The organism is Massilia sp. WG5 (assembly GCF_001412595.2).
In the GTDB taxonomy this organism is placed as follows: Bacteria; Pseudomonadota; Gammaproteobacteria; order Burkholderiales; family Burkholderiaceae_D; genus Telluria.
Genome location: NZ_CP012640.2, coordinates 925,463 through 948,990 on the forward strand (window position 1 = coordinate 925,463; position 23,528 = coordinate 948,990).

The 23,528-nt window shown below is 65.2% G+C and carries 17 protein-coding genes and 1 pseudogene; 1 reads left to right on the forward strand and 17 read right to left on the reverse strand.

Annotated features, from left to right (window positions below; translation table 11 throughout):
• Positions 1–14: 14 nt before the first annotated feature.
• From AM586_RS04025 to AM586_RS04075, 11 genes are all read right to left on the reverse strand, one after another.
• Positions 15–371, reverse strand: coding sequence for an NAD(P) transhydrogenase subunit alpha (locus AM586_RS04025; RefSeq protein ID WP_052233807.1), 357 nt, complete (start codon positions 369–371; stop codon positions 15–17).
• 9 nt (positions 372–380) lie between these two features.
• Positions 381–1,496 carry a Re/Si-specific NAD(P)(+) transhydrogenase subunit alpha gene (locus tag AM586_RS04030; protein ID WP_052233806.1) on the reverse strand — a complete coding sequence of 372 codons (1,116 nt, stop codon included), beginning with the start codon at positions 1,494–1,496 and terminating at the stop codon, positions 381–383.
• Between the two features lie 27 nt (positions 1,497–1,523).
• Positions 1,524–3,272, reverse strand: a complete 1,749-nt coding sequence (locus AM586_RS04035; protein WP_052233805.1) for an IlvD/Edd family dehydratase — start codon at positions 3,270–3,272, stop codon at positions 1,524–1,526.
• A 12-nt stretch (positions 3,273–3,284) separates the two neighbouring features.
• Entirely contained in the window at positions 3,285–4,745 is a 1,461-nt protein-coding gene (locus AM586_RS04040) for an NAD-dependent succinate-semialdehyde dehydrogenase (RefSeq protein WP_109370422.1), read from the reverse strand.
• Between the two features lie 180 nt (positions 4,746–4,925).
• Positions 4,926–6,836: a thiamine pyrophosphate-dependent enzyme gene (locus AM586_RS04045; protein ID WP_082439631.1), complete on the reverse strand. Its 1,911-nt coding sequence runs from the start codon at positions 6,834–6,836 to the stop codon at positions 4,926–4,928.
• Positions 6,833–7,861 carry a xanthine dehydrogenase family protein molybdopterin-binding subunit gene (locus tag AM586_RS04050; RefSeq protein ID WP_052233804.1) on the reverse strand — a complete coding sequence of 343 codons (1,029 nt, stop codon included), beginning with the start codon at positions 7,859–7,861 and terminating at the stop codon, positions 6,833–6,835. The genes AM586_RS04045 and AM586_RS04050 overlap by 4 nt, the downstream gene beginning before the upstream one ends.
• Positions 7,858–9,783 (reverse strand): molybdopterin cofactor-binding domain-containing protein, encoded by a 1,926-nt coding sequence (locus tag AM586_RS04055; protein WP_052233803.1) that lies wholly within the window; start codon positions 9,781–9,783, stop codon positions 7,858–7,860. The genes AM586_RS04050 and AM586_RS04055 overlap by 4 nt, the downstream gene beginning before the upstream one ends.
• The gene (locus AM586_RS04060) at positions 9,776–10,699 is read right to left on the reverse strand and encodes a xanthine dehydrogenase family protein subunit M (protein WP_052233802.1); all 924 of its coding nucleotides are present in this window, start codon (positions 10,697–10,699) and stop codon (positions 9,776–9,778) included. The genes AM586_RS04055 and AM586_RS04060 overlap by 8 nt, the downstream gene beginning before the upstream one ends.
• Before the next feature lie 41 nt (positions 10,700–10,740).
• Complete coding sequence (locus AM586_RS04065) at positions 10,741–11,907, reverse strand: zinc-binding dehydrogenase (RefSeq protein WP_082439864.1); 1,167 nt, start codon at positions 11,905–11,907, stop codon at positions 10,741–10,743.
• Positions 11,908–12,153: 246 nt separating this feature from the next.
• Complete coding sequence (locus tag AM586_RS04070; RefSeq protein ID WP_082439633.1) at positions 12,154–13,659, reverse strand: DASS family sodium-coupled anion symporter; 1,506 nt, start codon at positions 13,657–13,659, stop codon at positions 12,154–12,156.
• A gap of 301 nt (positions 13,660–13,960) precedes the next feature.
• Entirely contained in the window at positions 13,961–14,899 is a 939-nt protein-coding gene (locus tag AM586_RS04075) for an AraC family transcriptional regulator (RefSeq protein ID WP_229411145.1), read from the reverse strand.
• A 338-nt stretch (positions 14,900–15,237) separates the two neighbouring features.
• Between AM586_RS04075 and AM586_RS04080 the strand changes: the two genes are divergently transcribed.
• Positions 15,238–16,224 carry a PHB depolymerase family esterase gene (locus AM586_RS04080; protein WP_052233799.1) on the forward strand — a complete coding sequence of 329 codons (987 nt, stop codon included), beginning with the start codon at positions 15,238–15,240 and terminating at the stop codon, positions 16,222–16,224.
• Between the two features lie 105 nt (positions 16,225–16,329).
• On the opposite strand, the gene AM586_RS04085 is transcribed toward AM586_RS04080, so the two are convergent.
• The 6 genes and pseudogenes from AM586_RS04085 to guaA all read right to left on the reverse strand — a co-directional run bounded on the left by AM586_RS04085 (position 16,330) and on the right by guaA (position 23,498).
• Positions 16,330–17,037 carry a 3-hydroxyacyl-CoA dehydrogenase family protein gene (locus tag AM586_RS04085; protein WP_052233798.1) on the reverse strand — a complete coding sequence of 236 codons (708 nt, stop codon included), beginning with the start codon at positions 17,035–17,037 and terminating at the stop codon, positions 16,330–16,332.
• Between the two features lie 66 nt (positions 17,038–17,103).
• Positions 17,104–18,684, reverse strand: a complete 1,581-nt coding sequence (locus tag AM586_RS04090) for an isocitrate lyase (protein WP_060566915.1) — start codon at positions 18,682–18,684, stop codon at positions 17,104–17,106.
• A 925-nt stretch (positions 18,685–19,609) separates the two neighbouring features.
• Positions 19,610–20,059, reverse strand: a complete 450-nt coding sequence (locus tag AM586_RS04095) for a hypothetical protein (RefSeq protein ID WP_052233796.1) — start codon at positions 20,057–20,059, stop codon at positions 19,610–19,612.
• A gap of 200 nt (positions 20,060–20,259) precedes the next feature.
• A complete protein-coding gene (locus tag AM586_RS04100) occupies positions 20,260–21,393 on the reverse strand; it encodes a hypothetical protein (RefSeq protein ID WP_162600519.1) in 1,134 nt (377 codons plus the stop codon).
• 219 nt (positions 21,394–21,612) lie between these two features.
• Positions 21,613–21,815: pseudogene (locus AM586_RS28720) on the reverse strand (IS3 family transposase); the annotation flags it as partial.
• Positions 21,816–21,887: 72 nt separating this feature from the next.
• On the reverse strand, positions 21,888–23,498 hold the full coding sequence (guaA, locus tag AM586_RS04105; RefSeq protein ID WP_052233794.1) for a glutamine-hydrolyzing GMP synthase: 1,611 nt from the start codon (positions 23,496–23,498) through the stop codon (positions 21,888–21,890).
• Between the last annotated feature and the right edge of the window lie 30 nt (positions 23,499–23,528).

The window sequence follows — 23,528 nt, forward strand, 5'->3', positions numbered from 1 at the left end:
ATTGAAGGCCGGGTTCATGCTTTCGCTCCCGCCGCGGCGCCGGCCGGCGCGCCCGCCCCGGCTTCGGTCTTCGCGACTGCCTTCGGCTCCTTCTTGCGGAACATCGCCAGCATGCGCTGGGTTACCAGGAATCCCCCGAACACGTTCACCGCGGCCAGCGTCACGGCCAGCGTGCCCATGGCCTGGCCGAGCGCCCCTTCGGTCAACCCGGCCGCCAGCATGGCGCCGACGATGACGATCGCCGAGATCGCATTCGTGACCGCCATCAGCGGCGTGTGCAGCGCCGGGGTGACGGTCCAGACCACGTGGTAGCCGACGTAGACCGCCAGCACGAAGATGATGAGGTTGATGATCGTGTGACTGATTTCCATGATGGCCTCCTAGTGTGGTTCGACCGTGCCGTCCGCGCACAACAGGCAGGCGGCGACGATGTCGTCGTCGCGGTTCAGGGCGAAGCGCCCTTCCTTGTCGAGCACGAGCTTGAGAAAATCGAGGACATTGCGCGCGTACAGCGAGGAAGCGTCGGCCGCGAGCAGCGCCGCCAGGTTCGGCTCGCCGACGATGTGCACGCCGTACTCGGTCACGGTCCGGTTCAGCTGCGACAGCGCGCAGTTGCCGCCCTGCTCGACCGCCATGTCGACGATCACCGAGCCCGGCTTCATCGATTCGACCATCGCCTGCGTGACCAGCAGGGGCGCCTTGCGTCCCGGGATCAGGGCGGTGGTGATCACGATATCGGCCTGCCTGATGCGTTCAGCCACCAGCGCCGACTGGCGCGCCAGCCAGGACGGCGGCATCGGGCGCGCATAGCCGCCCGCACCTTGCGCGATGTCCCTCTCCTCGTCGGTCTCGAAAGGCACATCGATGAATCTTGCGCCGAGCGACTCGACCTGCTCCTTGACGGCCGGGCGCACGTCGGAGGCTTCGATCACCGCGCCCAGGCGCTTTGCCGTGGCGATCGCCTGCAGGCCGGCCACGCCGGCCCCCATCACCAGCACGCGCGCCGCCTTGACGGTGCCGGCGGCGGTCATCAGCATCGGCATGAAGCGCTGGTACAGGTTGGCGGCCAGCATGACGGCCTTGTAGCCGGCGATGTTCGCCTGGGAGGACAGGACGTCCATCGACTGCGCCCGGGTGGTGCGCGGCGCCGCCTCGAGCGCAAACGCGGTCAGGCGGGCATCGGCCAGGCGCGCGACGTTCTCCTCGTCGAAGCGGCCGAGCATCCCGACCAGCACCGCACCCGGCCGCATCATGCGCAGCTCGGCCGGGCTCGGGGACACCACCGTCAGCACCAGGCCGGCGCCGTAGGCCTCATGCGGCTCGCCTATGCGCGCGCCGGCCTGCCGGTACATCTCGTCGGTGACGCTGCTGGCCAGCCCCGCGTGCGACTCGACCACCACCTCATGTCCGGCGGCCACCAGCTTCTTGACGGTTTCCGGCGTCGCGGCAACACGCCGCTCTCCCGGCCGCGTGGCGGCAGGAATACCTATCATCATGTCTGTCTCCCGATTGTTCGAGCGGTGCTACCGATCGTTGCGCTTATCCTCGCCCCGCAGGAAGTCGAAGTCGCAGCCCTGGTCGGCCTGCAGCACGTGTTCCATGTACAGCTTGGCGTAGCCGCGCGCCGGCTTCGTCGGCGCCGCCTGTCCGGCATTCGCCGCGCGGCGTCGCGCCAGCTCCGCTTCGTCGACCAGCAGGTCGATGCAGCGGTCCTTCACCGACAGCCGGATACGGTCGCCGTTGCGCACCAGGCCGAGCGGCCCGCCCTGGCAGGCTTCCGGCGTCACGTGCAGGACGATGGTGCCGAACGCGGTGCCGCTCATGCGCGCGTCCGAGATGCGCACCATGTCCTTGACGCCGGCGCGCGCCAGCTTCAGTGGAATCGGCAGGTAGCCGGCTTCCGGCATCCCGCTGCCGCTGGTCGGGCCGGCGTTCTGCAGCACCAGGATGTCGTCGGCGCTCACGTCCAGGTCGGGCGAGTCGATGCGGTCGGCCAGGTCCTGCAGCGAGGAGAACACGACCGCCCGTCCTTCCTTCTCGAACAGCTTCTTGTCGGCCGCCGAGCGCTTCAGGATCGCGCCGCCAGGCGCGAGCGACCCGAACAGCGCCACCAGGCCGCCCTCCGGCTCGATCGGCTCTTCGCAGGTGCGGATCACCCGGCGGTCGGTCCACAGCTCGCGCTCGGCGTCCAGGCGCTGTTCCAGCGTTTCGCCGGTGACGGACAGCGTGTCCAGGTGCAGCAGCGGACGCAGTTCGCGCAGCACGGCCGACATGCCGCCGGCGGCGTGGAAGTCTTCCATGTAGTTTTCGCCGGTCGGCTTCAGGTTGACCAGCACCGGTGTGGTGTCGGACAGTTCGTTCAGGCGGCGCAGCGGGATCTTGATGCCGAGCCGGCCGGCGACCGCGGTCAGGTGAATGATGGCGTTGGTCGAGCCGCCCAGCGCCAGCAGCACGCGCAGCGCATTCTCGACCGACTTTTCGGTGATGATCTGCGATGGCCTGATCGGCTTGTGGATCAGCTGCACCGCCAGCGCGCCGCTGGCTTCGGCGGCGCGCAGGCGGTCGGCGTGCACCGCCGGAATCGCCGCGGTGCCGGGCAGCGACATGCCCAGCGTCTCGGCGATGCAGGCCATGGTGCTGGCCGTGCCCATCACCGCGCAGGTGCCGGAGGTGGTGGCCAGGCGACCCTCGACCTGGTCGATCTGCTGGCGGCTGATGCGGTCGCCGCGGAAATCGGCCCAGTAGCGGCGGCAGTCGGTGCAGGCGCCCAGGCGCTCGCCCTGGTGGCGGCCGGTCATCATCGGTCCGGTCACCAGCTGCACCGCAGGCAGGTCGACCGAGGCCGCCCCCATCAGTTGCGCGGGCACGGTCTTGTCGCAGCCGCCGATCAGCACGACCGCATCCATCGGCTGGGCGCGCACCATTTCCTCGACGTCCATCGACATCAGGTTACGGAACATCATGCTGGTCGGATTCAGGTACACCTCGCCCAGGGAAATGGTGGGGAAGTCGATCGGCAGCGCGCCCGCCGCCAGCACCCCGCGCTTGACCGCCTCGACCAGCTCGGGCATCGAGCGGTGGCAGTTGTTGTAGCCGGACGGGCTGGTGGCGATGCCGATGATCGGCTTCTTCAGCAAGTCGGTCGAATAGCCCATCGACTTGAAGAACGAGCGGCGCAGGTAGAGTGCGAAGCCGCGGTCGCCGTAGTTGGTCAGGCCACGCCCCAGTCCATGCTGCTGGTCTTCGGCGCCGGGATTGATCTTTTCATCCATCTTTGTCTCCTTTTACAGCAGCCGGGTCTTGATGAACTTGGGTTCCAGGTAGTCCCTGATCCCGAGCGCGCCGCCTTCGCGACCCATGCCGCTTTCCTTGACGCCGCCGAAGGGCATCTCGGCGCTGGCGATCGCCATGTCGTTGATGCCGACCATGCCGGCCTCGATCGCTTCGCTGGCCAGGGTGGCCGTCTTGAGCGAGCGCGAGAACAGGTAGCTGGCCAGGCCGTAGGGCGTCGAGTTGGCCAGTTCGATGGCCTGGTCGAAGCTCGAGAACGGCGCGATCGGCGCGATCGGCGCGAATGGCTCGTGCTGCATGATGGCCGCGTGCTGCGGTACATCCTTCAGGACGGTCGGGCTGAAGAAGAAGCCCCTGTCCATGCCCGCGGGGCGGCCGCCGCCGGTCATCAGCGTCGCGCCATGGCCGAGCGCGTCCTCGACCAGGCGCGCGGCATTGTCGAAGCCGCGCCGGTTGGCCAGTGGCCCCATCTGGGTGGCCGGGTCGAGGCCCGGGCCCAGCCTGAGCCGGCTGGCCGCGGCCGCGAAGCCTTCGCAGAAGCGTTCATAGAGGCTGTCGTGGACGTAGTAGCGGGTCGGCGATGCGCACACCTGTCCGCAATTGCGGAACTTGAAGGCGGCGCAGGTGCGGATCGCGTGCTCGACGTCGGCGTCCTCGAAGACCAGCACCGGCGCATGGCCGCCCAGCTCCATCGACACCTTCTTGATGCCCTGCGCGGCCAGTTCCAGCAGGCGCCGTCCGACCGGCGTGGAGCCGGTCAGCGAGGCCTTGCGCACCACCGGCGAGCGCAGCAGGTATTCGGAAATGAAACCGGAGTCGCCGGTGACCAGGTTGAGGGCGCCGGCGGGCAGGCCGGCATCGATGCAGGCCTGTACCAGCGCCATGCAGGAGCCGGCAGCTTCGCTGGCGGGCTTGACGATCACGGTGCAGCCGGCCGCCAGCGCCGCCGCAATCTTGCGCGCGGGGAGCAGCGCCGGGAAGTTCCAGGCCGTGAAGGCGGCGACCACGCCGACCGGCTGGTAGCGCACCGCCATCCGCACGTCCGGTTCACGCGCCTCGATCGACTGGCCGTAGATGCGCTTGGCTTCCTCGGCGTACCACTCGAACTGCTCGGCCGCCGCGCCCACTTCCCCTTGCGCCTCGGCCACCGGCTTGCCGGTCTCGGACGACATCAGCACGGCGATCTGCGCGGCGCGGGCGCGCAGGTGCCCGGCCGCGCCGCGCAGGATGGCCGAGCGCTCCCATGGCGAGGTCGCGGCCCAGCTGCGGAAGGCGCGCCGGGCCGCGTCCAGGGCGGCGTCCAGGTCTTCCTGCCGCGCCACCGGAATCACCCCGACCGCCGTCTCGGTGGCAGGATCCAGCACCTCGCGTACGCCGCCGCCGGTGGCGGCGCGCCAGACTCCATCGATGTACAGGCCGTAATCGGCATACAGGCCAAGCTGCTCGCGCTTCATGCGTCGTCTCCTCTTTTCTGGTGACTCCATTAAACCGCGCCGGCCCAGCCGCAACAATGTCGCCAAATGTGAAACTCTGGGACTATCCACCGATCCGCCGGGCACGCGTTCCGCCCGCCGCAAAACGAAAAAGCCGCCTCGAAAGGCGGCCCGGACGGCGACGCGGCAACCGGCGACCGGCTACAGGCCCAGCGTGTGGTAGCGCGCCTGTACCTCGTCCACCCAGTTGCCGACGTTCCAGGAACCATAGGCCCCCATCCCCGCAAGCGGATCCTCGCCGGCATACACCGGCACGTGGACCACCGACAGGCCCGGATGCGCATGCGCCGCGCGCAGCGCCGCCGCCAGCTCCTCGCGCGTGGCGCCGCCCCACAGCGCGCATACGCCCTGCACGCTCGAGCACAGCCGCACGTAGTCGACCGCGACCGAGTCGCTGGTGCGGAACTCGCGCCCGTACTGGGCATGCTGCAGGCTGCTGATCGCGGCCATGCGCCGGTTGTCGAAGATGACGATCATGCCGCGGGTGCCGTGCTCCACCGCGTCGATCAGGGCTTGCGGATTCATCATGAACGAGCCGTCGCCGGTGAAGGCGATCGGATACGCGGGCCGCTGCGCCAGGCCCGCCGCCACCATGCCGCTGGTCGCGAAGCCCATGTAGGAGGCGCCGGTTTCCGTGAAGGTCTGGAACGGCGCGTCGTCCTCGACGATCTGGAAGCCGTTGGCCTGGACGTCGCCGGCGTCGAAGTACTTGACGGCGCCGACTTCCCTGGCGAAGTCGTCCACGGTCTTGATCGCCACCGGCTGGGTCAGCACCGGACGCTGCCAGGCGGCGTCGGCCAGCGGCGGCGCGTCGAAGCGCTGTTTCGAGAACGCCAGCCATTCGGCCTTGCTGGCGGCGCAGGCCTGCAGCCATGGCGCGTGCTGTTCCGGCGGCACCGCGCCCACCGCCTCGGCGAGCTGCCGGACGACCGCGCCGATGTCGCCGATCAGCGCCAGCGTGCGGTTGTAGTGGGTGGCGTCGAGCGGGTCGCCATTGATGTTGACGACCGCCCGGACCTGCGGGTAGCCGGTGCCGGAGCAGTCGGCCTGGCAGACGGCGCGGGTGCCGATGGCGATCAGGAGGTCGGCGTTCTGCATCGCGAAGTTGCCGCTGATCGAGCCCTTGCTGCCGCCGACGTGCATATTCTGCGGATGCCGGTGCGGCAGCACCCCGGTCGAGCCGGGCGACAGCACCACCGCCGCGCCGATGCGCTCCGCCAGCGCCCGCAGCTCGGCTGCGAAACGGCGCGAACCGCCGCCGGCCTTGATGACGATCCGGCGCGCGTCGCGGATCAGCGCGGCGGCCTGTTCCAGGTCCTGGCTGTCGGCCAGCGCCTGGCGCGGCAGCTTCATCCGCTCGGGCAAGGCGGCCAGGTTGAGCGCCAGCGTGGCCGGCTGGGTGTTGATCGGCGCCAGCAGGAAGAAGGGACCGGCCTTGTAGGGGTCGTGCACGGTCTGGGTGCCGCGGCGCAGCGCGTCGCGCAATGCCTCGGGCGTGTGCAGCACGTAGGATTCGCCCAGCAGCGCGGCCATCTGCCCGTAGATGCCCTGGCGGCGGCGCGGAACCTGCTGCATGTTGTAGCCCTCGCCATGGGTGGTCTCGTCGCCATAGATGTGATAGACGCCCACGCCGTTCGACGCGGCCGCCAGCGCGCCGGCCATCGCCTGCAAGCCGCCCGGCCCGATCGAGGTGACCACCGCCGGTGTCTCGCCGTACTGCCAGGCCAGTGCGGTGGCCACGTGGGCCATCGCCACTTCGTTGCGGAAGTTGAAGGTACGCGTCACGCCGGCTTCGTCGTACTGGCGCAGCACCTCGCCGATGTGGGTCGAGCCGTGCCCGAAGATCGCCAGGTACTTGGTGACGCCCTGCTTGAGCAGGCCAAGGACCAGGCCTTCGGCCAGGGTCACCTGCATGCGCGCCGGCAGGGTCCCGGTCGCGAGCGCCGCTTCCAGACCGCCGGCGGCCGCGATGGCCCGGGCGCGCTCGAGGGTCGCGTCGATTTCCGCCAGCCGCGCCGTGCTCGCGCCGCCTACACTGAATGGTTTGTTCATGCTGGTGCCCGCTCCGTAATTTTCAGGGTCTGTTGACGGCCTTTGTGACGCAGCGCCTCCAGCACGCGTTCCGGCGTGGCCGGCAGCGTCCTGATGCGCACGCCGACGGCGTCGTAGATAGCGTTGACGATCGCCGGCGCGGTCGGCACCATGGCCGGCTCGCCAATGCCCTTCACGCCCAGCGGGTTGTTGGGATCGACCTCCTGGATCAGCACCGAGGTCACGTGCGGGACGTCGAGCGCGGTCGGCAGGATGTACTTGGCGAAGCTCGGGGTGGTGGTGACGCCATCCTTCTGGCTGTACTCCTCCATCAGCGCGTGCCCGACCGCCATCACCACGCCGCCTTCGATCTGGCCTTCGACGCCGCGCGGATTGATCACCCGGCCGATGTCGTGCGCGGCCCAGACGCCCAGCACCTGCACCTCGCCGGAATCGGTGTCGACTTCGACCTCGGCGATCTGGGCGCCCCAGACATAGGACTTCCATGGCGTCGCATGGCCGTCGGCCGGATCGAGCGCCGTGTGCTGCGACGAGTACAGGCCGCTGCCGACGATCACGATGCCGTGCTCGAACTTGAGCGCGTGCACCGCCGCCGACATCGTGCACTCGTGGCGATTGTGCGGATCGTCCGCCCAGCAGCGTCCGTGGCGGGCGTGGATGCGCTCCGGCGCCACCTCCCAGCGCCTGGCCATCGCCTCCCTGAACTTGGCCATCGCGTCGCGGCAGGCCAGCGCCACCGCATTCGAGATCATGTAGGTCTGGCGGGTCGCGCCCGCGTGCGCGGCCTCCGGCACGCGCGCCGTGTCGTTGTCGCCCAGCGTGACGTCCTCGGGCGTGACGCCCATCTCGTCGGCGGCGACCTGGCACAGCACCGTCAGGATGCCTTCGCCCAGTTCCGTCACGCCGGTCATCACCTTGACCGTGCCGCCGTCATCCAGTTCGACCCAGGCGGCGGCCCGGTCCATCGCCGCCGTGCGCGCGATGCCGTACCAGCCGCAGGCCATGCCGCGTCCACGCTTCTTCATTGCTCCACCTCCTGCGCCTGCTGTTGCTGGACCTGCGGCCCGGCCGCCCTGGCCTCGTGTTTCGGCAGGCGGGCGCCCAGTTCGCATGGTGCGCGGGCGCCGGCCAGCCCGAGGTCGCGGCGCTGCTGCCCGAGCGCCTCGCGGTGCGGGACGCCCGGCTCCCATTGCGCGGCCTCGGCCGCGCCATCGATGCACTTCAGGAGCGCGACCGAACGGACGATATCCTGCTGCGTGTGCGTGTTGGCGCCGTCGCGCATCGCGTTGACGCGGCGCAGCTCGATCGGATCCATCTTCAGGTGTTCGGCCACCTGGTCGAGCATCGCCTCGGTCGCGAACTCGGACTGGAAGGCGCCAAAGCTGCGGAACGCGCCGCTCGGGGTGTTGTTGGTATAGACGGCGATCGCGTCGACCCAGACATTCGGGATCCGGTATGGACCGGGGCCGAGGATCGAGGCCTTGTTCATCACCGCCGGACTGGACATCGCGTAGGCGCCGCCGTCGGCCAGCATCTTCATTTCGCTGGCGACGATGCGGCCATCCTTCATGACGCCCATCCGATACCGGATCGTGAACGGGTGGCGCTTGGCCGATACGGCGAGCGATTCCTCGCGCGTGAACACCAGCTTGACCGGGCGCCGGGTCTTGATCGCGGCCAGCGCCAGCATGCCCTGGTAGATCATGTCTTCCTTGCCGCCGAAGCCGCCGCCGATCGCGCTCATCACCATGCGCACCTTGTTGATCGGCCGGTTCAGGATCGTGGCAAGCATGTGGCGATGGTGGGTGATGTTCTGGCTCGGCGAATGCACCACGACCGTGCCGTCCGGATCCAGCCAGGCGACGCCCGCCTCCGGCTCGAGGTAGGCGTGCTCGATCGCCTGGGTGCGGAACACGTCTTCGAACACATAGTCGGCCTGCTGGAAGCCCTGCTCGACGTCGCCCTTGCGGATCCTGGTGTGCTTGCACAGGTTGCCCGGGTAGGCCTCGTGTAGCTGCGGTGCGCCCGGACCGATGGCTTCCTCGGGGTCGAACACGCCCGGCAGCGGCGCGATGCGCAGCTTGATCTTCCTGATCGCCGCGCGCGCGATGGCCGGACTCCCGGCCACCACCGCGCAGATCTGTTCGCCGGTATGGCGCACCACGCCGCGCGCCAGCACCGGCTGGTCGTGGTAGAACACGCCGAAGCCGTCCTTGCCTGGCACGTCGTCGCAGGTGATCACGGCTTCCACGCCCGGCATCGCGCGCGCCTCGGACACGTCGAGCAGCTCGATGCGCCCGTGCGGCACGGGGCTCCTCAGCACCTGCATGTGCAGCATGTTCGTGAGCGACATGTCGGCGGCGTACTGCAGCCGGCCGGCGACCTTGGAAGGCGCGTCGAGCCGGCGATAGCTGGCCCCCATGAAGTCGCCCTCGACTTTTTCCTCGTCCAGCGCGGCCGGCGGCCTGCTGCCGTTCAGGACGTCGCGCGCCAGTTCGACCGCCTCGAAGATCTTCTGGTAGCCGGTGCAACGGCAAATATTGCCGGACAGGCCCTCCTTGATCTCGTCCAGGCTGGCGTGGGGATTGCGGCGCAGCGTCGAGGTCGCGGCCATCACCATGCCCGGGATGCAGAAGCCGCATTGCGAGGCGCCGGTGCGATGAAAGGCCTTCTGCAGCACGGTCAGCTCGCCGCTTTCGTGGTCGGCCAGGCCCTCGACGGTGTCGACCTTGCAGCCTTGCGCCTTGGCGGCCGGGGTCAGGCAGCTCTTGATCAGCTTGCCGTCGACGAACATCGAGCAGGTGCCGCATTCGCCGGCCCCGCAGCCTTCCTTGTTGCCGGTCAGGTGCAGCTCGTCGCGCACGAAATCGAGCAGGCGCAAATGCGGCTCGCAGCGCTTTTCGACCAGACGGCCATTGACCGTCATGCTTATTCTTGCTTCATGCATGGGATACCTCCTCGCCGTGTCCGGCATCGCGCGCGACCGCGAAGCCGCACTCCTGCAGGGCGTTGACGATGCCCCGCTCGACAAAGTTGACCAGCACCTCGCGCCGGTATTCGACCCGGCTGCGCGAACGCACATGGTGTTCGGCCATCTGCGCCGCATCCGCGATCAGCTCGGCGCCGATCTCGCGCCCCGCCAGCAGGCGCTCGACTTCCGGCAGGCGCATGGCCACGGGACCGACCGCGCCGATCGCGATCCGCACGTCGTGGAAGCGGACGCCGCTCGCATCCAGCCGCGCCAGCACGGCCAGGCAAACCGTCGAGATCACCAGCGAGCGGCGGTGCCCGACCTTCTCGAACGCGGTGCCGTAGGCGCCCGCGGGCTCGAGCTCGATGTGGCCCAGCAGCTCGCCCGGCGCCATCGCGGTCTTGCCGGGGCCCTGCAGGTAGTCGGCCAGCGCCAGCGTGCGCGACCTCGGCTCGCCCGCCTCGTGGCGCCACAGCGTCACGCTCGCGTTCTGGGTGAGCAGCGGCGGCATCGCGTCGCCGGCCGGCGAGGCGTTCACCAGGTTGCCGCCGACCGTCGCCTGCTCGCGGATCTGGTCGTCCGCGAACCAGATCGCGCAACGGCGCAGCACCGGTGCGTGCTGCAACAGCAGCGGGTGGCGCAGGAACTCGGCGATCGTCGTGTTGGCGCCGATCCGCAGGCGTCCCTGCTCCATCCGCACGCCGGACAGCGGAGCGATGCGGGTGACGTCGACCAGGGCCTCGTAGTGCACGTCGCCGGCCCGCCCCTCGCGCGCCCAGGTGAACAGGTCGGTCCCGCCCGCGATCACCCGGGCCCTGTCGCCGTAGCGCGCCAGGTGCGCGAACGCTTCGTCCAGGCTCGCCGCCGAAATGTAGTTGTCCCAACTAAGCATAGTCTCCGCCATCCTCTCCGTTGCCAGCCCTGTTGCCTGCCTTAGTGCTTCATCGTGACCACGACCTTGATCGCATCGTCGATGCGCTCGCGCGCGTACCGGAGCGCAGTCGGCACCTCGTCCAGCGGGAAGGTGTGCGTGTGGATCAGCTTGGCCGGGAAGCGGTTCATGCCCATCAGCGAGGCGGCGCGGTGGGTGGCGCTCTTGCCCTCGCCGCGGATGCCGAACACGTAGATGTTGTTGCGCACCAGGTAGGCCACGTCCACCGGCACCGGCTGCTGCGGGAAGGCGGCCAGGCAGATGCGTCCGCCGCGCTTGAGCATGCGCGCGGCGTCGTTCATGGCGTTCGGCGCGCCCGAGCATTCGAGCACGTAATGGGCGCCGCCGCCGGTGATTTCGCGCACGCGCTCGACCGCGTCCTCGTGCGTGACGTTGATGGTGTGGTCGGCGCCCAGCTTGCGGCCCATCTCGAGGCGGTTGTCGCGGGTGCCGGTCAGGATCACCTGGTCGGCGCCCAGCGCCTTGGCCACGCCCACCCCCATCAGGCCGATCGGACCGGGGCCGGTGACCACCACCGATTGGCCGGCGATCAGGCCGCCCAGCACATCGAGTCCGTACATCGCGGTGCCGGCGGTGACGATCAGCGTCGCTTCCTCGTCGCTCATGTGGTGCGGCACGTGCACCATGGTGTTGATGTGATTGATCGCGTACTCGGCAAAGCCGCCGTCGGTCGTGAAGCCGTTGGCGCGATGCCCCTTGTCGACCTCGCCGTAGTTCTTGCCGTAGTTGAGGCAGGAGGTGTACATCCCTTCGCGGCAGCGTTCGCAGCGGCCGCAGCCGGCATGCACTTCGACCGCGACCCGGTCGCCGATCTTGTACTCGTCGACGCCGTGCCCCAGCTTGACCACGGTGCCCATGTACTCGTGACCAGGAGTGAAGCCCTTGTTGAACGGCAGCCCGCCCCGGATCTGCGCCGGCGGCCCATGCTTGATGATCTCGAGGTCGGTGGCGCACACCGCGATCGCATCGATACGCACCAGCACCTCGGCGGGACCCGGCTCCGGCACCGGTTTCTCGACCAGGGTCAGTTCGTCGGGGGCGCCGAGCACCCACGCCTTCATCGTTGCCGGAATCTGGTAACGGTCATCGTGCCCGGCCTTCGCCTGGGTCGCTGCGGTTTGCTGGGGCGATTCCAATACTGCTGCCATGATCATGCTCCTCTATTGATGTGAAATGTCGTCTCCGTCCGTCAGGCGCAGCTTCGCATGTCCGGTAACGTCATTAAATCCCGGGCGGCATATCCCCGACAATGCAGGCAAGTGTGCAAGTCTGGGACAATCCACCGATGTGATTCCCGGGTGGCCGTGCCGCGGCGCATGCATTGCACCGGCACGAAAAAAAACCGCCTCGTGTGGAGGCGGCTGTCGAACACGGCGCGGACTCGCCGCCACCGTTCAATGGTGCTGCGCGGCGGAGACGGCGTGGGCCGGCACGGGCTTGGCCGTCACCTGCCCTTCCGGCATCCCGAACAGGACCAGCCCGGCCGCGATGATCACGGCACTGAGCACGGTGAGGATGCTGCCGATCTTGAACAGGTCCTTGAAGCTGAAATAGCCGTACGCATAGGGCAGCACGAACGACGGGCTTTCGGTGACCAGGATGAAGTGGGTGGAGGCCGCGAAGCCGGACGCCATCGCCAGGGCCAGCACCGGGAAGTTGTGCTGCTGCGCATAAGCGATGACGAAGGGTGCATTCACGGCCGCCGAAGCGCCGAAGCTGGAGAAGCCGAGCGAATCGATGGCGACCAGCACCGTGACGGCGAAGGGCTGCAGCCACAGCGGCAGCTCGGCCATCGGTCCGAGCGCGCTCTGCGCCACCCAGGTCGCCAGGCCGCTCTCCTTGGCCGCCATGCCGAGCGTGAAGCCGCCCACCACCAGCAGCAGCGCGCCCCACTCGATCCCCTTCTCGATCGGGCTCCAGGACTCGAAGGCGCCCAGCCGCGGCACCGACAGCAGGCCGAGGATGATGAGCGAGACCAGGGAGATCGGAAGCTTGTTCCAGTCGCCGCTCAGCCAGAGGCCGGCGCCGAGCACGAACACCACCATCGTCGTGACCTCCGCGCTGCTCCAGCGGCCCATCTCGCGCAGCTCCTCCCTGATGCGCTCCTTACCGAAGGGCAGTTCCTTCATTTCGGGCTTGAACATCTTCAGGATCAGGAAATAGGCCACCGCCGTGATCGCCACCGCGATCGGCGTTCCCAGCAGGACCCAGTCGAGGAAGGAAACGTGAATGCCGGCGTTCTTCGTCAGGAAGCTCATCGTGATGATGTTGGCCGTGACGCCCGAGGGCGTGGCGATCCCGCCGAGCGTCGAGCCCAGCATGATCGTCATCATCAGGCCCCGGCCGAAATTGCTCTCGCCCGGCTTCACGTTGGCCGAACGCAGCAGGCCGACGCTGATCGGCAGCATCATCGCGACCACGGCCACGTCGCTGAGGAACATCGAGGCGATGAAGGAGACGCCCATGTAGATCGCGAGGACCGGCTTGACGCAGGTGCCGGACAAGGACAGCAGCAGGTAGGTTACGCGTTTGCCCAGGCCCGAGCGGGTAAATGCCACGGAGAGCGCGAGCACACCGATGAGGAAGGGAACGAAACTGTCGCCGAAGGCCTGGCTCATCGACTTGTTCAGGTCGATGATGCCGACTGCGTGCAAGAGCACCGGCAACATCATCGCCGTGACCGGTACCGGCATGGCTTCCGTGACCCACCACACCACGGCGACGCTCATCACGCCGAGGGTCAGCATCGCCTGGTGCGGCATGCCCTCGGGCGCCGGCAGGAAAAAGGATAAGGCAAGCAGCGCCCACCCCAGCATGAAAAACAGGCATTTGCGGTTCGCTGGGCGGTGCCCGGCTTCACCGCTGAGCGAACTTACTCCGGGCTCCGTTGCAGTCAGCATGTTGTCTCCTAATGTTTTATTTCCTCAGGCAGCGAATTCTTTCTTGAATTCGTGCGTTTCCGGCATCGCATCTGCAGTGCTTTTTATCCGGGGATGCAGCGAATCCAAAGTATCACTGCTGTCGACGCAGTGAACAGGGACAGGATTGTCGAGTATCGGGAGTTTCAGGCTTTTTGGCCGACGCGCTGACCTATGGTGAGTAGAGACATTGCCTACCTTCAGTTTTCTCTGTCTGAAGACAACTTTTACCTTGAAATTCGGACCTCATGGCCGTGGCAGTCGGCGCCGGGCCGCGGTGATGTCAGGATTCGAGGTGGACGGCTGCGCGCACGCTTTCACGGTACTGGCGGGGCGTCGTGCCGAACCATTGCCGGAATCGGCGTGTGAAGTAGCCTTCGTCGGCGAATCCGGATGCGTGGGCGACGTCTGCGATGCGCATTGGCGTATTGGCGAGCAGTTCCTGCGCGCGCTCCATGCGCCGTTCCGTGACCATGTCGGTGAAGGTCTTGCCGACCTCGTTCTTGAGCAAATGCGCCAGGTAGTTCGGAGACAGGAATGCCGCCGCTGCCGCTTCCGTCAGGCTCAGTTCGCGGGACAGGTTGTCGCGAATATAGCGCGCCACGCGCAGCAATGCCTCGCGGCGGCCGGCCGAGCGGGTCTTCTGGCTGGAGAGCTGCAGCAACTGATCGCCATGACGGCGGCAGGTCAGGCCGATCACCTGGAGAAGCATGCCGCGCAGAATTTCAAGCGAGCCAAAACCGCGCCGCGAGTTTTCCTCAATCATTTGCGCGAGCAGTGCCTCGGTATCGGCAAGGTCTTTCCCCTCCAGCAGGAAGTCCGTGTACTCCTGGTACAGGAAAGGCGCCAGCTCCGGCACCCGCGACACCGGGACATCCTCCAGGTCGAGCGGATCGACGTCGAGGTCGGGACGCAGGAAGCGTTGGGAAAAATTGATGACGATAAAACGCGAACCGGCCGGCAATGGCACCAAGTGGACGCGGTAAGGCAGCACGAAGGTCAGCGTGCCGCGCCCGACCGGACGCACCGCGCCGCCGACCGTCTGCTGTGTTTCGCCCTCGAGCGTGACCATGATCTGGAAAAATTCATGGCGATGCGGCCGCGCGAGGGGCGTTCGAACGCTCTGGTCGCGAATATCGAATTCGAGATAATCCGCACGCTCACCCATTGCGTAGGTGTGCACCGTGTCGTTTGCGTGGGGAGATCCGTACGTGTCCGGCATGGATGAGTTCCGAAACGGCAGTGGCGAGCTGGCCTGCTATGCCGGCATTCCTGCGTCCGCTGTGCCGGTAAAGCATGCCTCATCGTTCATGTTAATTCCATATCGATGCTACAACATGTGTGATGGGACTGCAATCCGATCCTTGCAACTATGTGTTTCCACGGCACAGAAACCGAAGCTTACCGTACCGCAGTGTTGCTGGCGCTGCCAGCGCATCTTGACCTTTCTCTGGCATGACGTCCTACGCGCAGACGGCCCAGTGATCCCTTTGCTGCGGCGCACCATCGTGTGACACTGGCGCAAAGGGTCAAAGACTCAGCGCTTACAAGGAGTCGCATATGCTAAGTACGATGTTGGACGCATGGTCGTCCCTCGCCCTCACGCCATTCGTTCCCGCCGCCTCACAGGACGCCGGCGATTTCATTTCAGGCCGTTACGACGGCGACGCCAGATCCCTGCGCTACAAGCTGTTCATCCCCAGCGGCTACGTCGGCGCCCCGCTGCCGCTGCTCGTCATGCTCCATGGCGGCGGGCAGGACGCAAACGACTTCGCCCTCGGCACCGGCATGAACGAATTGGCAGAAGAATATGGATGTATCGTGGCCTATCCCGAACAGTCGTCCGACGCCAACTGGAGCCGATGCTGGAACTGGTTCGACGACGCCCACCATCATCGCGGCCGCGGAGAACCCGCCCTGATCGCCGGCCTTACGCTAAAAGTCATGGCGGACTACGCGGTCGACAAGAGGCGCGTGTACGTTGCCGGCCTGTCCGCGGGAGGCGCGATGGCGATCATCCTCGGCAGGACCTATCCCGAGCTGTTCGCCGCCGTGGGCTGCCATTCCGGCCTGGCCCATGGCAGCGCCACCGATCGTTATGCCGCGGTGCTGGCCATGCGCGACGGCGGCATTCCGCAAGCGCCGGTACATGAAGCGCCCCAGCCCAGCGTGCCGATCATCGTCTTCCATGGTGACCTGGACTTCACCGTGCACCCGAAAAACAGTGCCGCCGTGGTGCAGCAAAGCGTCGACTGCTATTCGGCGCAGATGCCGCACAGGCAGGCAGCGCTGTCGTCATCGACAGAAACCGGCAACGCCGCCGGGCGCGGGTTCACCCGGCACGTTCACAAGGGACACGGCGGGCGCATCCTGGCCGAACACTGGACCGTCCACGGTGTCGGACATGCCTGGTGCGGCGGCAACCGGCGCGGCAGCTATACCGAGCCGACCGGTCCCGATGCCAGCAGGGAAATGCTGCGGTTTTTCCTGCGGCAGCGGAGGAGCGAGAATGCGCCAGGGGTTCGCGCCTGCGGCATGCTTTCCTAGCGGGCGCAGACATGCGCTTGCTGTACCAGGCTCGGGAGTATCCGACAAATGGCTTAAACGAAAGATGACCCTCCTCGATGGAAGATCATCCGGTTTATGCCAGGCTCATGATGCTTTGATGATGCCGATCTCGGCGAGGAGCCCGGCCGCAGTAGCATAGGTCTCTCTCGATGTATCTCTTCCGCGAACCAGGCCTGGACTCTCCGACAAATCATCAGGACCCGAAAAATGCAGGCCCAGCACATCGGCGGGTCGCCTCGTGAAGCGGGCAACACGGTCGAGGGAGGCACCGGAGACGTTTGCTACCAGAACCGCGCTTGGTTTGCCAATTTCGTCCAGCCATCGAAAGAACTTTTCCCGAACTTCCGCTTCGATATGCATCACTTCGATGATGAGATCGCAGTCTTTCAGGTGATGAAACTTCACGGTGGCGGAAAACAGCGCAAGGCGCCTATCGCGCTTGTCTTCAGCCAGCGTCCCGCTCTTCACCGAGGTTTCATAAGCCGAGCGAAGCAGCGCCAGCCCCTGATCAAGCGTATCCCTCTTGTCAAAAACCGTTACCGGGATGTCGGCATTGAGCACGCCTCTGGCGATGCCGATGCCGATGCTGTTCGCGCCGATGATCCCTACGCGTCCAACCGAGCGCATGATGTCATTGGCAGGGTGCTCGCCATGAACTGCGGTTTCGCGTACGGGCCGGATATGCAGGTCGGCGTGGATATGGTGATGATCGCCCGAACCGCCGCCCGTCACGTCATCGCTTGCCGGGACAAGCGCGTGACTGCTTCCCGGGATCGTATTTGCATTATTCATTTTCACTCCAGGATTTGGTTGAGGATGTGGACGCCGCGATCGGCCGACGTCCAATCTCGCGTGCCGTCAGAACTGATTCATGGTGTTGTGTTTTCCTCCGGCCTTCAGCGCCGCTTCCCCGCTGAAATAGTCCTTGTGATCGTCGCCAATGTCCGAACCCGACATATTCTGGTGTTTGACACACGCAATTCCCTCCCGGATTTCCTTGCGCTGCACACCCGCCACATAGCCCAGCATGCCCTGGTCACCGAAATAATCCTTTGCGAGCTTATCCGTCAACAATGCAGCGGTATGGTAGGTCGGCAGCGTAATCAGGTGATGGAAGATGCCGGCTTCGCGCGACGAGTCGGCCTGGAAAGTGCGGATCTTCTCGTCCGCAATTCGCGCCAGCTCCGAATCATCGTATTCAGCGCTCATCAGCTTGCTTCGCTCGTAGGCACCGACATCCTTGCCGTCGGCTTCCATGCCGTCGAACACCTGCTGACGGAAGTTCAAGGTCCAGTTGAACGATGGGCTGTTGTTATAGACCAGCTTTGCGTTTGGAATGGCTCTGCGGATCTCCTTGACCATGCCGCCGATCTGGCCGATATGAGGTTTTTCGGTTTCAATCCATAACAGGTCGGCGCCATTTTCGAGGGAAGTAATGCAGTCCAGGACACAGCGCGCTTCACCCGTTCCCTCCCGGAACTGGAACAGATTGCTCGCAAGGCGCTTGGGGCGCACGAGCTTCCCTCCCCTGTTGATGAGCACGTCGCCATTTTTCGTCGACTCCGGCCTTACTTCTTCAGCGTCCAGAAAGGCGTTGTACTGGTCGCCGAGATCGCCGGGTTCGCGCGTATAAGCGATCTGCTTCGTCAGGCCTGCGCCGAGAGAGTCGGTGCGGGCGACGATCACGCCGTCGTCCACGCCCAATTCGAGAAAGGCGTAACGGACGGCGCGGATCTTGGCAAGGAAGTCTTCGTGCGGTACGGTGACTTTGCCGTCCTGGTGACCACACTGCTTCTCATCGGACACCTGGTTTTCAAGTTGAATACAGCAGGCGCCCGCCTCGATCATTTGTTTGGCCAATAAGTAGGTGGCCTCAGCGTTACCAAAACCGGCATCGATGTCCGCGATGATGGGCACCACGTGGGTTATATGATTGTCGATCTTTTGCTGGATGGCTTCGCGGTCGGCGCCTGAAGCATCATCCAAGCGGCGGAATAGATCGCCGAGCTCGCGCGCATCGGCTTGGCGCAAGAAGGTATACAGCTCCTCGATCAGTGCCGGGACCGCGGTCTTTTCATGCATCGACTGATCCGGCAGCGGGCCAAACTCCGAACGCAGGGCCGCAATCATCCATCCTGACAGGTAGAGGTAGCGACGATCGGTACTGTTGAAATGTTTTTTGATCGAGATGAGTTTTTGTTGACCGATAAATCCGTGCCAACATCCAAGGGACTGCGTGTACTTCGATGGATCGGCGTCATAAGCAGCCATATCTGCACGCATGATCGCGGCGGTATAACGCGCAATGTCGAGGCCAGTCTTGAATCGGTTCTGGGCGCGCATCCGCGCTACAGACTCGGGATTGATTGCGTTCCAGGCACTCCCATATTTTGCTTTCATACTGGAAATTGCTTCGATATCGTTTTGAAACTGAGGCATTTATTACTCCTGATAGGCGAAAAAAAGCGTAGTCGGCACAGGTATCTTGCGCAAACCTTATGCATTAATAATACGCAGCTGTGCTGCGTCGCCCCACGTCAATGCGCGGAGAACAATTGAAAATAATCCCTATTATTTTCAAGGAGTTGAGTCATTCATTGCACAATGCGAAAACGCTTATCGCAGAGCAGCATATTTTATTTGCTGCTTCGCAGCGTGGATTTTGTAATGTGGAATCCGATTTATGCTCGTGAAAAGCAATGTTCTGCCCTTCAGTAAGTTTCTGGAAAAAATCGGATATCGTCGCGCACCTCTACCTTGCAGAGGAGGGCATCGTTAGCGGCGCCAACCGCGTGTGCTCGACAGTCGCTCCGTTGTGATCCAGGCAAGCGACAGGGACGCCGAAGACACGCGTGGCCTAACCCACAATTTCGGACTTCACATGTATAGAAAAGGCATGTCGCAGCTGTCTTGCGCTCGATCAGCCGGCCGGCGTTACCGGAACTGCCCAGTCCAATGGCGCAGGCCATCCGACATCGTGCATTACTGACGGCGCACGAGGTGGACGACCTGTCATGCCTGGCGTTCGCCGGGGGCATGTTGGGCGTCGCGCGGCATGCTGAACCTGTGGGCGCCCGCCTGCGCTGCCGCATCCATGCACGGGACGTCGCATCATCAACCTGTTTCCCGCGCAAGTCACGGCGCTTACGCCTGCCGATACTGCAGCCGATGTGCTGGTCCGCTTATGGGTTGGCCCGACAGCGACCCTGGCGCGCATTAGCGCACGGTTCAACCGCGAACTCTGCATCGCGTCAGCGCGTCGGGTCCGGGTCCAGCTCAAAACTGTTGCATTGCTGGGGTAACCAGAACCCGTCGTGGCGACGATGAAGGCAGCAGGATCGCGGTCATGAAGACATGGGCGCTGTCATTGACACTCCTGCCGCATCATGTCCATGCGATGCTGGCGCATCCCAGGCGACATGCCTTGCATGTTCCGGTCCATCATCGCCTGGCGCGCCTGCTCGTTCGGCGCATCGCGCAGGCTTCGGTACATCGCACACATCGACTCCTTGTCCATGTGCTGCATTCCGCCAGCTGCCTTGCTATCCCCCATCATCGGGCAGCCCGCCTGGCTCGCTGCCATGCCCGCGCCCATCATTCCGCAACCTGCATCGCTACCGGTCATTGCGCTGCCCGCCATCCCGCCCTGTGCGGAAGACGAGCCAGGCACGCCTGGGGCCGCCGCGCTCGCGGACTGCCGCGAGTAATGCCGTGCGGGATCCTGGTCGCTGGGGGGCGTCGCACAGGCGACAAGGCTGGCTGCCGTCATCAGCCCGACAAGACTGCGGATCGACGGGAGAGTTCTGCTTGACATGATTGCGTTCCTTTCTCGAGCACCGGTACCTTGACCTGCGTGCGTGCGTGCGTGCGTGCGTGCGTTAGCGGATTGTTTCATCAGCGCGCCCAGCTGACCGGGTCATCGGTGACGTTCATGTCGGTCCTGGCGCCGCATAATACCGGCGACCCATGCGAGCATTCTTTCGAGCGTCATTCTGGCCTCGTCAAGGTTTTCGCTCAGCTGGCTCGGCTGGCTCGGCAGTCCGGGGCTTTACGACGACCGGGCCGGCGCAAGACCCAGCGTGATGCGAGCAGCAGAAGCCCTCCGCTCCAGAGCAAGCGCGCGGCCGGTTCGGGCACCGGGCTGAGCAGCGCCCACTCGCACGCGTACTGGATATCGGTTCGGCAAGCCAGGGATACGATCTGGCGCTCTTCGTTGATGGCGCTGGCGCCCGTGATCTCCCAGCCATCGGGCTCTACGAGCAGGGTATTCACGTCGACCAGTTTACCGTCGATGTAGATGAAGCCGTGGACCGTATCGCCCCGCCCGGTGGTACCGGAGCCGACGATGTCGCCGCGCTCGTTGATCGACAGCGCGGAGGTGACGTCGCCGCCCAGATTGCCGAGGTCCTGCAATCGGCCATCCTGGTAGACGAAGGCGTGGACGCCGCCCTCGCTCGAAGGGGCCCATTCTCCCACGACCTGGTCGGCATTGTTGATGTCCCAGGCGATACTGTTGGCGCCGCCGATCTCCAGCGCATGCATGGTGCCCTTGCTGTACTCGAAGGCATGCGGACTATTTGTCACGCCCCCGGCGTCGAGCACCCTCGAGGCGCCGACTACATGGCCGGCATCGTTGATGCCGTAAGCGTCGCTGCTGTCGCCGCTGAAAGCGCCAAGGTCCGTCATCTTGCCGTTTGCATACAGGAAAGCACGCGGCTTTAGAGGGTCATTGCCAAAGGATCCCGCCACTTGGCCGCTTGCATTGATGGCGCGACCGATGCTGGGAACGCCGTCCGGCCCGCCAAGGTCCTGGATCTGGCCATTGTGGAATATCGCGGCGCGCGACTGGCCCGGCCCAAACTGGTGCTCGCCGGTGACCTGGCCCGCGTTGTTAATGGCGGACGCGAAATCGCCCGGCGTGCCCAGATAGCGAAAAGCTTCCGGCGCGCCCGGCGTCCACACGGTCGCTAAACGATTGTGGTTGGCGTCGAAGATGTTGCCGGTTATCTGGCCAAGGTCGTTGACGCCGCCGACATGATCGAAGCGCGGAAGCAAAGTCATCTCGTAGGCCAGATGCTGGGCGTCCGCGGCCGGGGCCGCGAGCAGCAGCGGCACGATCAGGAGCGTGAACATTGAATGGCGCAACATGGTCGCTCCCTGTCGTCTGATCATTGGCAGCGCTTGTGCAAAACCTCAAGCCATGCGCAGTCGGCTTTCCCGTATCTCCCAATCTAGCAAATCGCGGAAGTATTGCGAGGTTCATGCGATCTCTTGTCTCGCACGAGCAACTCGACATCGCCACGATCCACGCCATTTTGCTGGATTGAAGACATCAGCGTGAGGACAAGTCGATCACACAGCCAGCTAGAGCCAGCCTTCGTGAGTGCGAGGTACATGATGTCCGTGACCCAGACTTTGTTTGGCTCGGTCGCATCGAATTTGCGCTGCACATGGTTGGACGCCACGACAGCAGGCGCGCCATCGCTCTTGTACTTGCGCTTGGCGCAGCCGGTTCGAGATCGAATTCCTTCGCTGCGCATCAGGCGATCGACCCGGTTGATCCCGCAAGAAAAAAGCCCCTGAAATCAGGGGCTTGGATTAGTTGATTTGCGTGGGCTTGCCAGCTGCTGCCGGGCTGGGAATCATTCCCACTCAATCGTCGCCGGCGGCTTCCCCGAAATATCATAGACAACGCGATTCAAGCCGCGAACCTCGTTGATGATGCGATTCGACACCCGTCCCAGCAGGTCGTGCGGCAGATGCGCCCATTGCGCCGTCATGAAGTCCAGGGTCTGCACCGCGCGCAGCGCCACGACGTACTCGTAGGTGCGCCCGTCGCCCATCACGCCCACCGATTTCACCGGCAGGAACACGGCAAACGCCTGCGACGTCGCCTCGTACCAGTTCACAGGCGCCTTGCCGGCGTCGATGCCCGGCACCATCGGCGCCACGAACGGCGTATTGCGCAGCTCTTCGATGAAGATCGCATCCGCTTCACGCAGCAGGTCCGCATACTCGCGCTTCACTTCGCCGAGGATGCGCACGCCCAGGCCCGGACCCGGGAACGGGTGGCGGTAGACCATGTCGTGCGGCAGGCCCAGGGCCACGCCCAGCTTGCGCACCTCGTCCTTGAACAGTTCGCGCAGCGGCTCCAGCAGCTTCAGGTTCAGGGTTTCCGGCAGGCCGCCCACGTTGTGGTGGCTCTTGATGGTCTGGCCCTTCTTGCCCTTGCCGGCCGATTCGATCACGTCCGGATAGATCGTGCCCTGCGCCAGCCACTTCGCGCTGGTCAGCTTCTGCGACTCGGCCTGGAACACCTCGACGAATTCGCGGCCGATGATCTTGCGCTTCTGCTCCGGATCGGTCACGCCGGCCAGGTGGCCCATGAACTGCTCGGAGGCGTCGATGCGCAGCACCTTCACGCCGAGGTTCTTGGCGAACATGTCCATCACCATCTTGCCCTCGTCCTTGCGCAGAAGGCCGTGGTCGACGAAGACGCAGGTCAGCTGGTCGCCGATGGCGCGGTGGATCAGGGCCGCGGCCACGCTCGAGTCGACGCCGCCGGACAGGCCGAGGATGACCTCGTCGGTGCCGACCTGGGCGCGGATCTTCTCGACCGCTTCGCCGATGTAGTCCGGCATGTTCCAGTCGCTCTTGCAGCCGCAGATCTCGTGCACGAAGCGGCCGATGATGGCTTCGCCCTGGGTCGTGTGGGTGACTTCCGGGTGGAACTGCAGGGCGTAGAAACGGCGCTCTTCGTCGGCCATCGCGGCGACCGGGCAGGAATCCGTCGAGCCCATCAGCTTGAAGCCTTCCGGCATTTCCAGGACCTTGTCGCCGTGGCTCATCCAGACCTTCAGCATGCCGTGGCCTTCGTCGGTGACGAAGTCGTTGATACCGTTCAGCAGCCTGGTATGGCCGCGGGCGCGCACTTCGGCGTAACCGAATTCGCGCACCTTGCCGTTCTCGACCTTGCCGCCCAGCTGGGCCGCCATGGTCTGCATGCCGTAGCAGATGCCGAGCACCGGCACGCCCAGTTCGAACACGGCCTGTGGCGCGCGCGGCGAGTCGCCCTCGAGGGTCGAGTTGTGGCTGCCCGACAGGATCACGCCGGAGGCGCCGTAGTTGCGGACGAAATCGTCGCCGATATCGTAGGGATAGACTTCGGAGAACACGCCGGCATCGCGCACGCGGCGCGCGATCAGCTGGGTAACCTGGGAACCGAAGTCGAGAATGAGGATTTTGGAATGCATAGGGTCTTCTGATGGCGAATACAAAAACGC

Coding starts and splice junctions, on each gene's coding strand:
- AM586_RS04065 (WP_082439864.1), bottom strand. CDS start 11,907: ATGGCAGCAGTATTGGAATCGCCCCAGCAAACCGCAGCGACCCAGGCG.
- AM586_RS04080 (WP_052233799.1), top strand. CDS start 15,238: ATGCTAAGTACGATGTTGGACGCATGGTCGTCCCTCGCCCTCACGCCA.
- guaA (WP_052233794.1), bottom strand. CDS start 23,498: ATGCATTCCAAAATCCTCATTCTCGACTTCGGTTCCCAGGTTACCCAG.
- AM586_RS04095 (WP_052233796.1), bottom strand. CDS start 20,059: ATGTCAAGCAGAACTCTCCCGTCGATCCGCAGTCTTGTCGGGCTGATG.
- AM586_RS04050 (WP_052233804.1), bottom strand. CDS start 7,861: ATGAAGAAGCGTGGACGCGGCATGGCCTGCGGCTGGTACGGCATCGCG.
- AM586_RS04025 (WP_052233807.1), bottom strand. CDS start 371: ATGGAAATCAGTCACACGATCATCAACCTCATCATCTTCGTGCTGGCG.
- AM586_RS04030 (WP_052233806.1), bottom strand. CDS start 1,496: ATGATGATAGGTATTCCTGCCGCCACGCGGCCGGGAGAGCGGCGTGTT.
- AM586_RS04085 (WP_052233798.1), bottom strand. CDS start 17,037: ATGAATAATGCAAATACGATCCCGGGAAGCAGTCACGCGCTTGTCCCG.
- AM586_RS04070 (WP_082439633.1), bottom strand. CDS start 13,659: ATGCTGACTGCAACGGAGCCCGGAGTAAGTTCGCTCAGCGGTGAAGCC.
- AM586_RS04060 (WP_052233802.1), bottom strand. CDS start 10,699: ATGCTTAGTTGGGACAACTACATTTCGGCGGCGAGCCTGGACGAAGCG.
- AM586_RS04100 (WP_162600519.1), bottom strand. CDS start 21,393: ATGTTGCGCCATTCAATGTTCACGCTCCTGATCGTGCCGCTGCTGCTC.
- AM586_RS04035 (WP_052233805.1), bottom strand. CDS start 3,272: ATGGATGAAAAGATCAATCCCGGCGCCGAAGACCAGCAGCATGGACTG.
- AM586_RS04045 (WP_082439631.1), bottom strand. CDS start 6,836: ATGAACAAACCATTCAGTGTAGGCGGCGCGAGCACGGCGCGGCTGGCG.
- AM586_RS04040 (WP_109370422.1), bottom strand. CDS start 4,745: ATGAAGCGCGAGCAGCTTGGCCTGTATGCCGATTACGGCCTGTACATC.
- AM586_RS04075 (WP_229411145.1), bottom strand. CDS start 14,899: ATGCCGGACACGTACGGATCTCCCCACGCAAACGACACGGTGCACACC.
- AM586_RS04055 (WP_052233803.1), bottom strand. CDS start 9,783: ATGCATGAAGCAAGAATAAGCATGACGGTCAATGGCCGTCTGGTCGAA.
- AM586_RS04090 (WP_060566915.1), bottom strand. CDS start 18,684: ATGCCTCAGTTTCAAAACGATATCGAAGCAATTTCCAGTATGAAAGCA.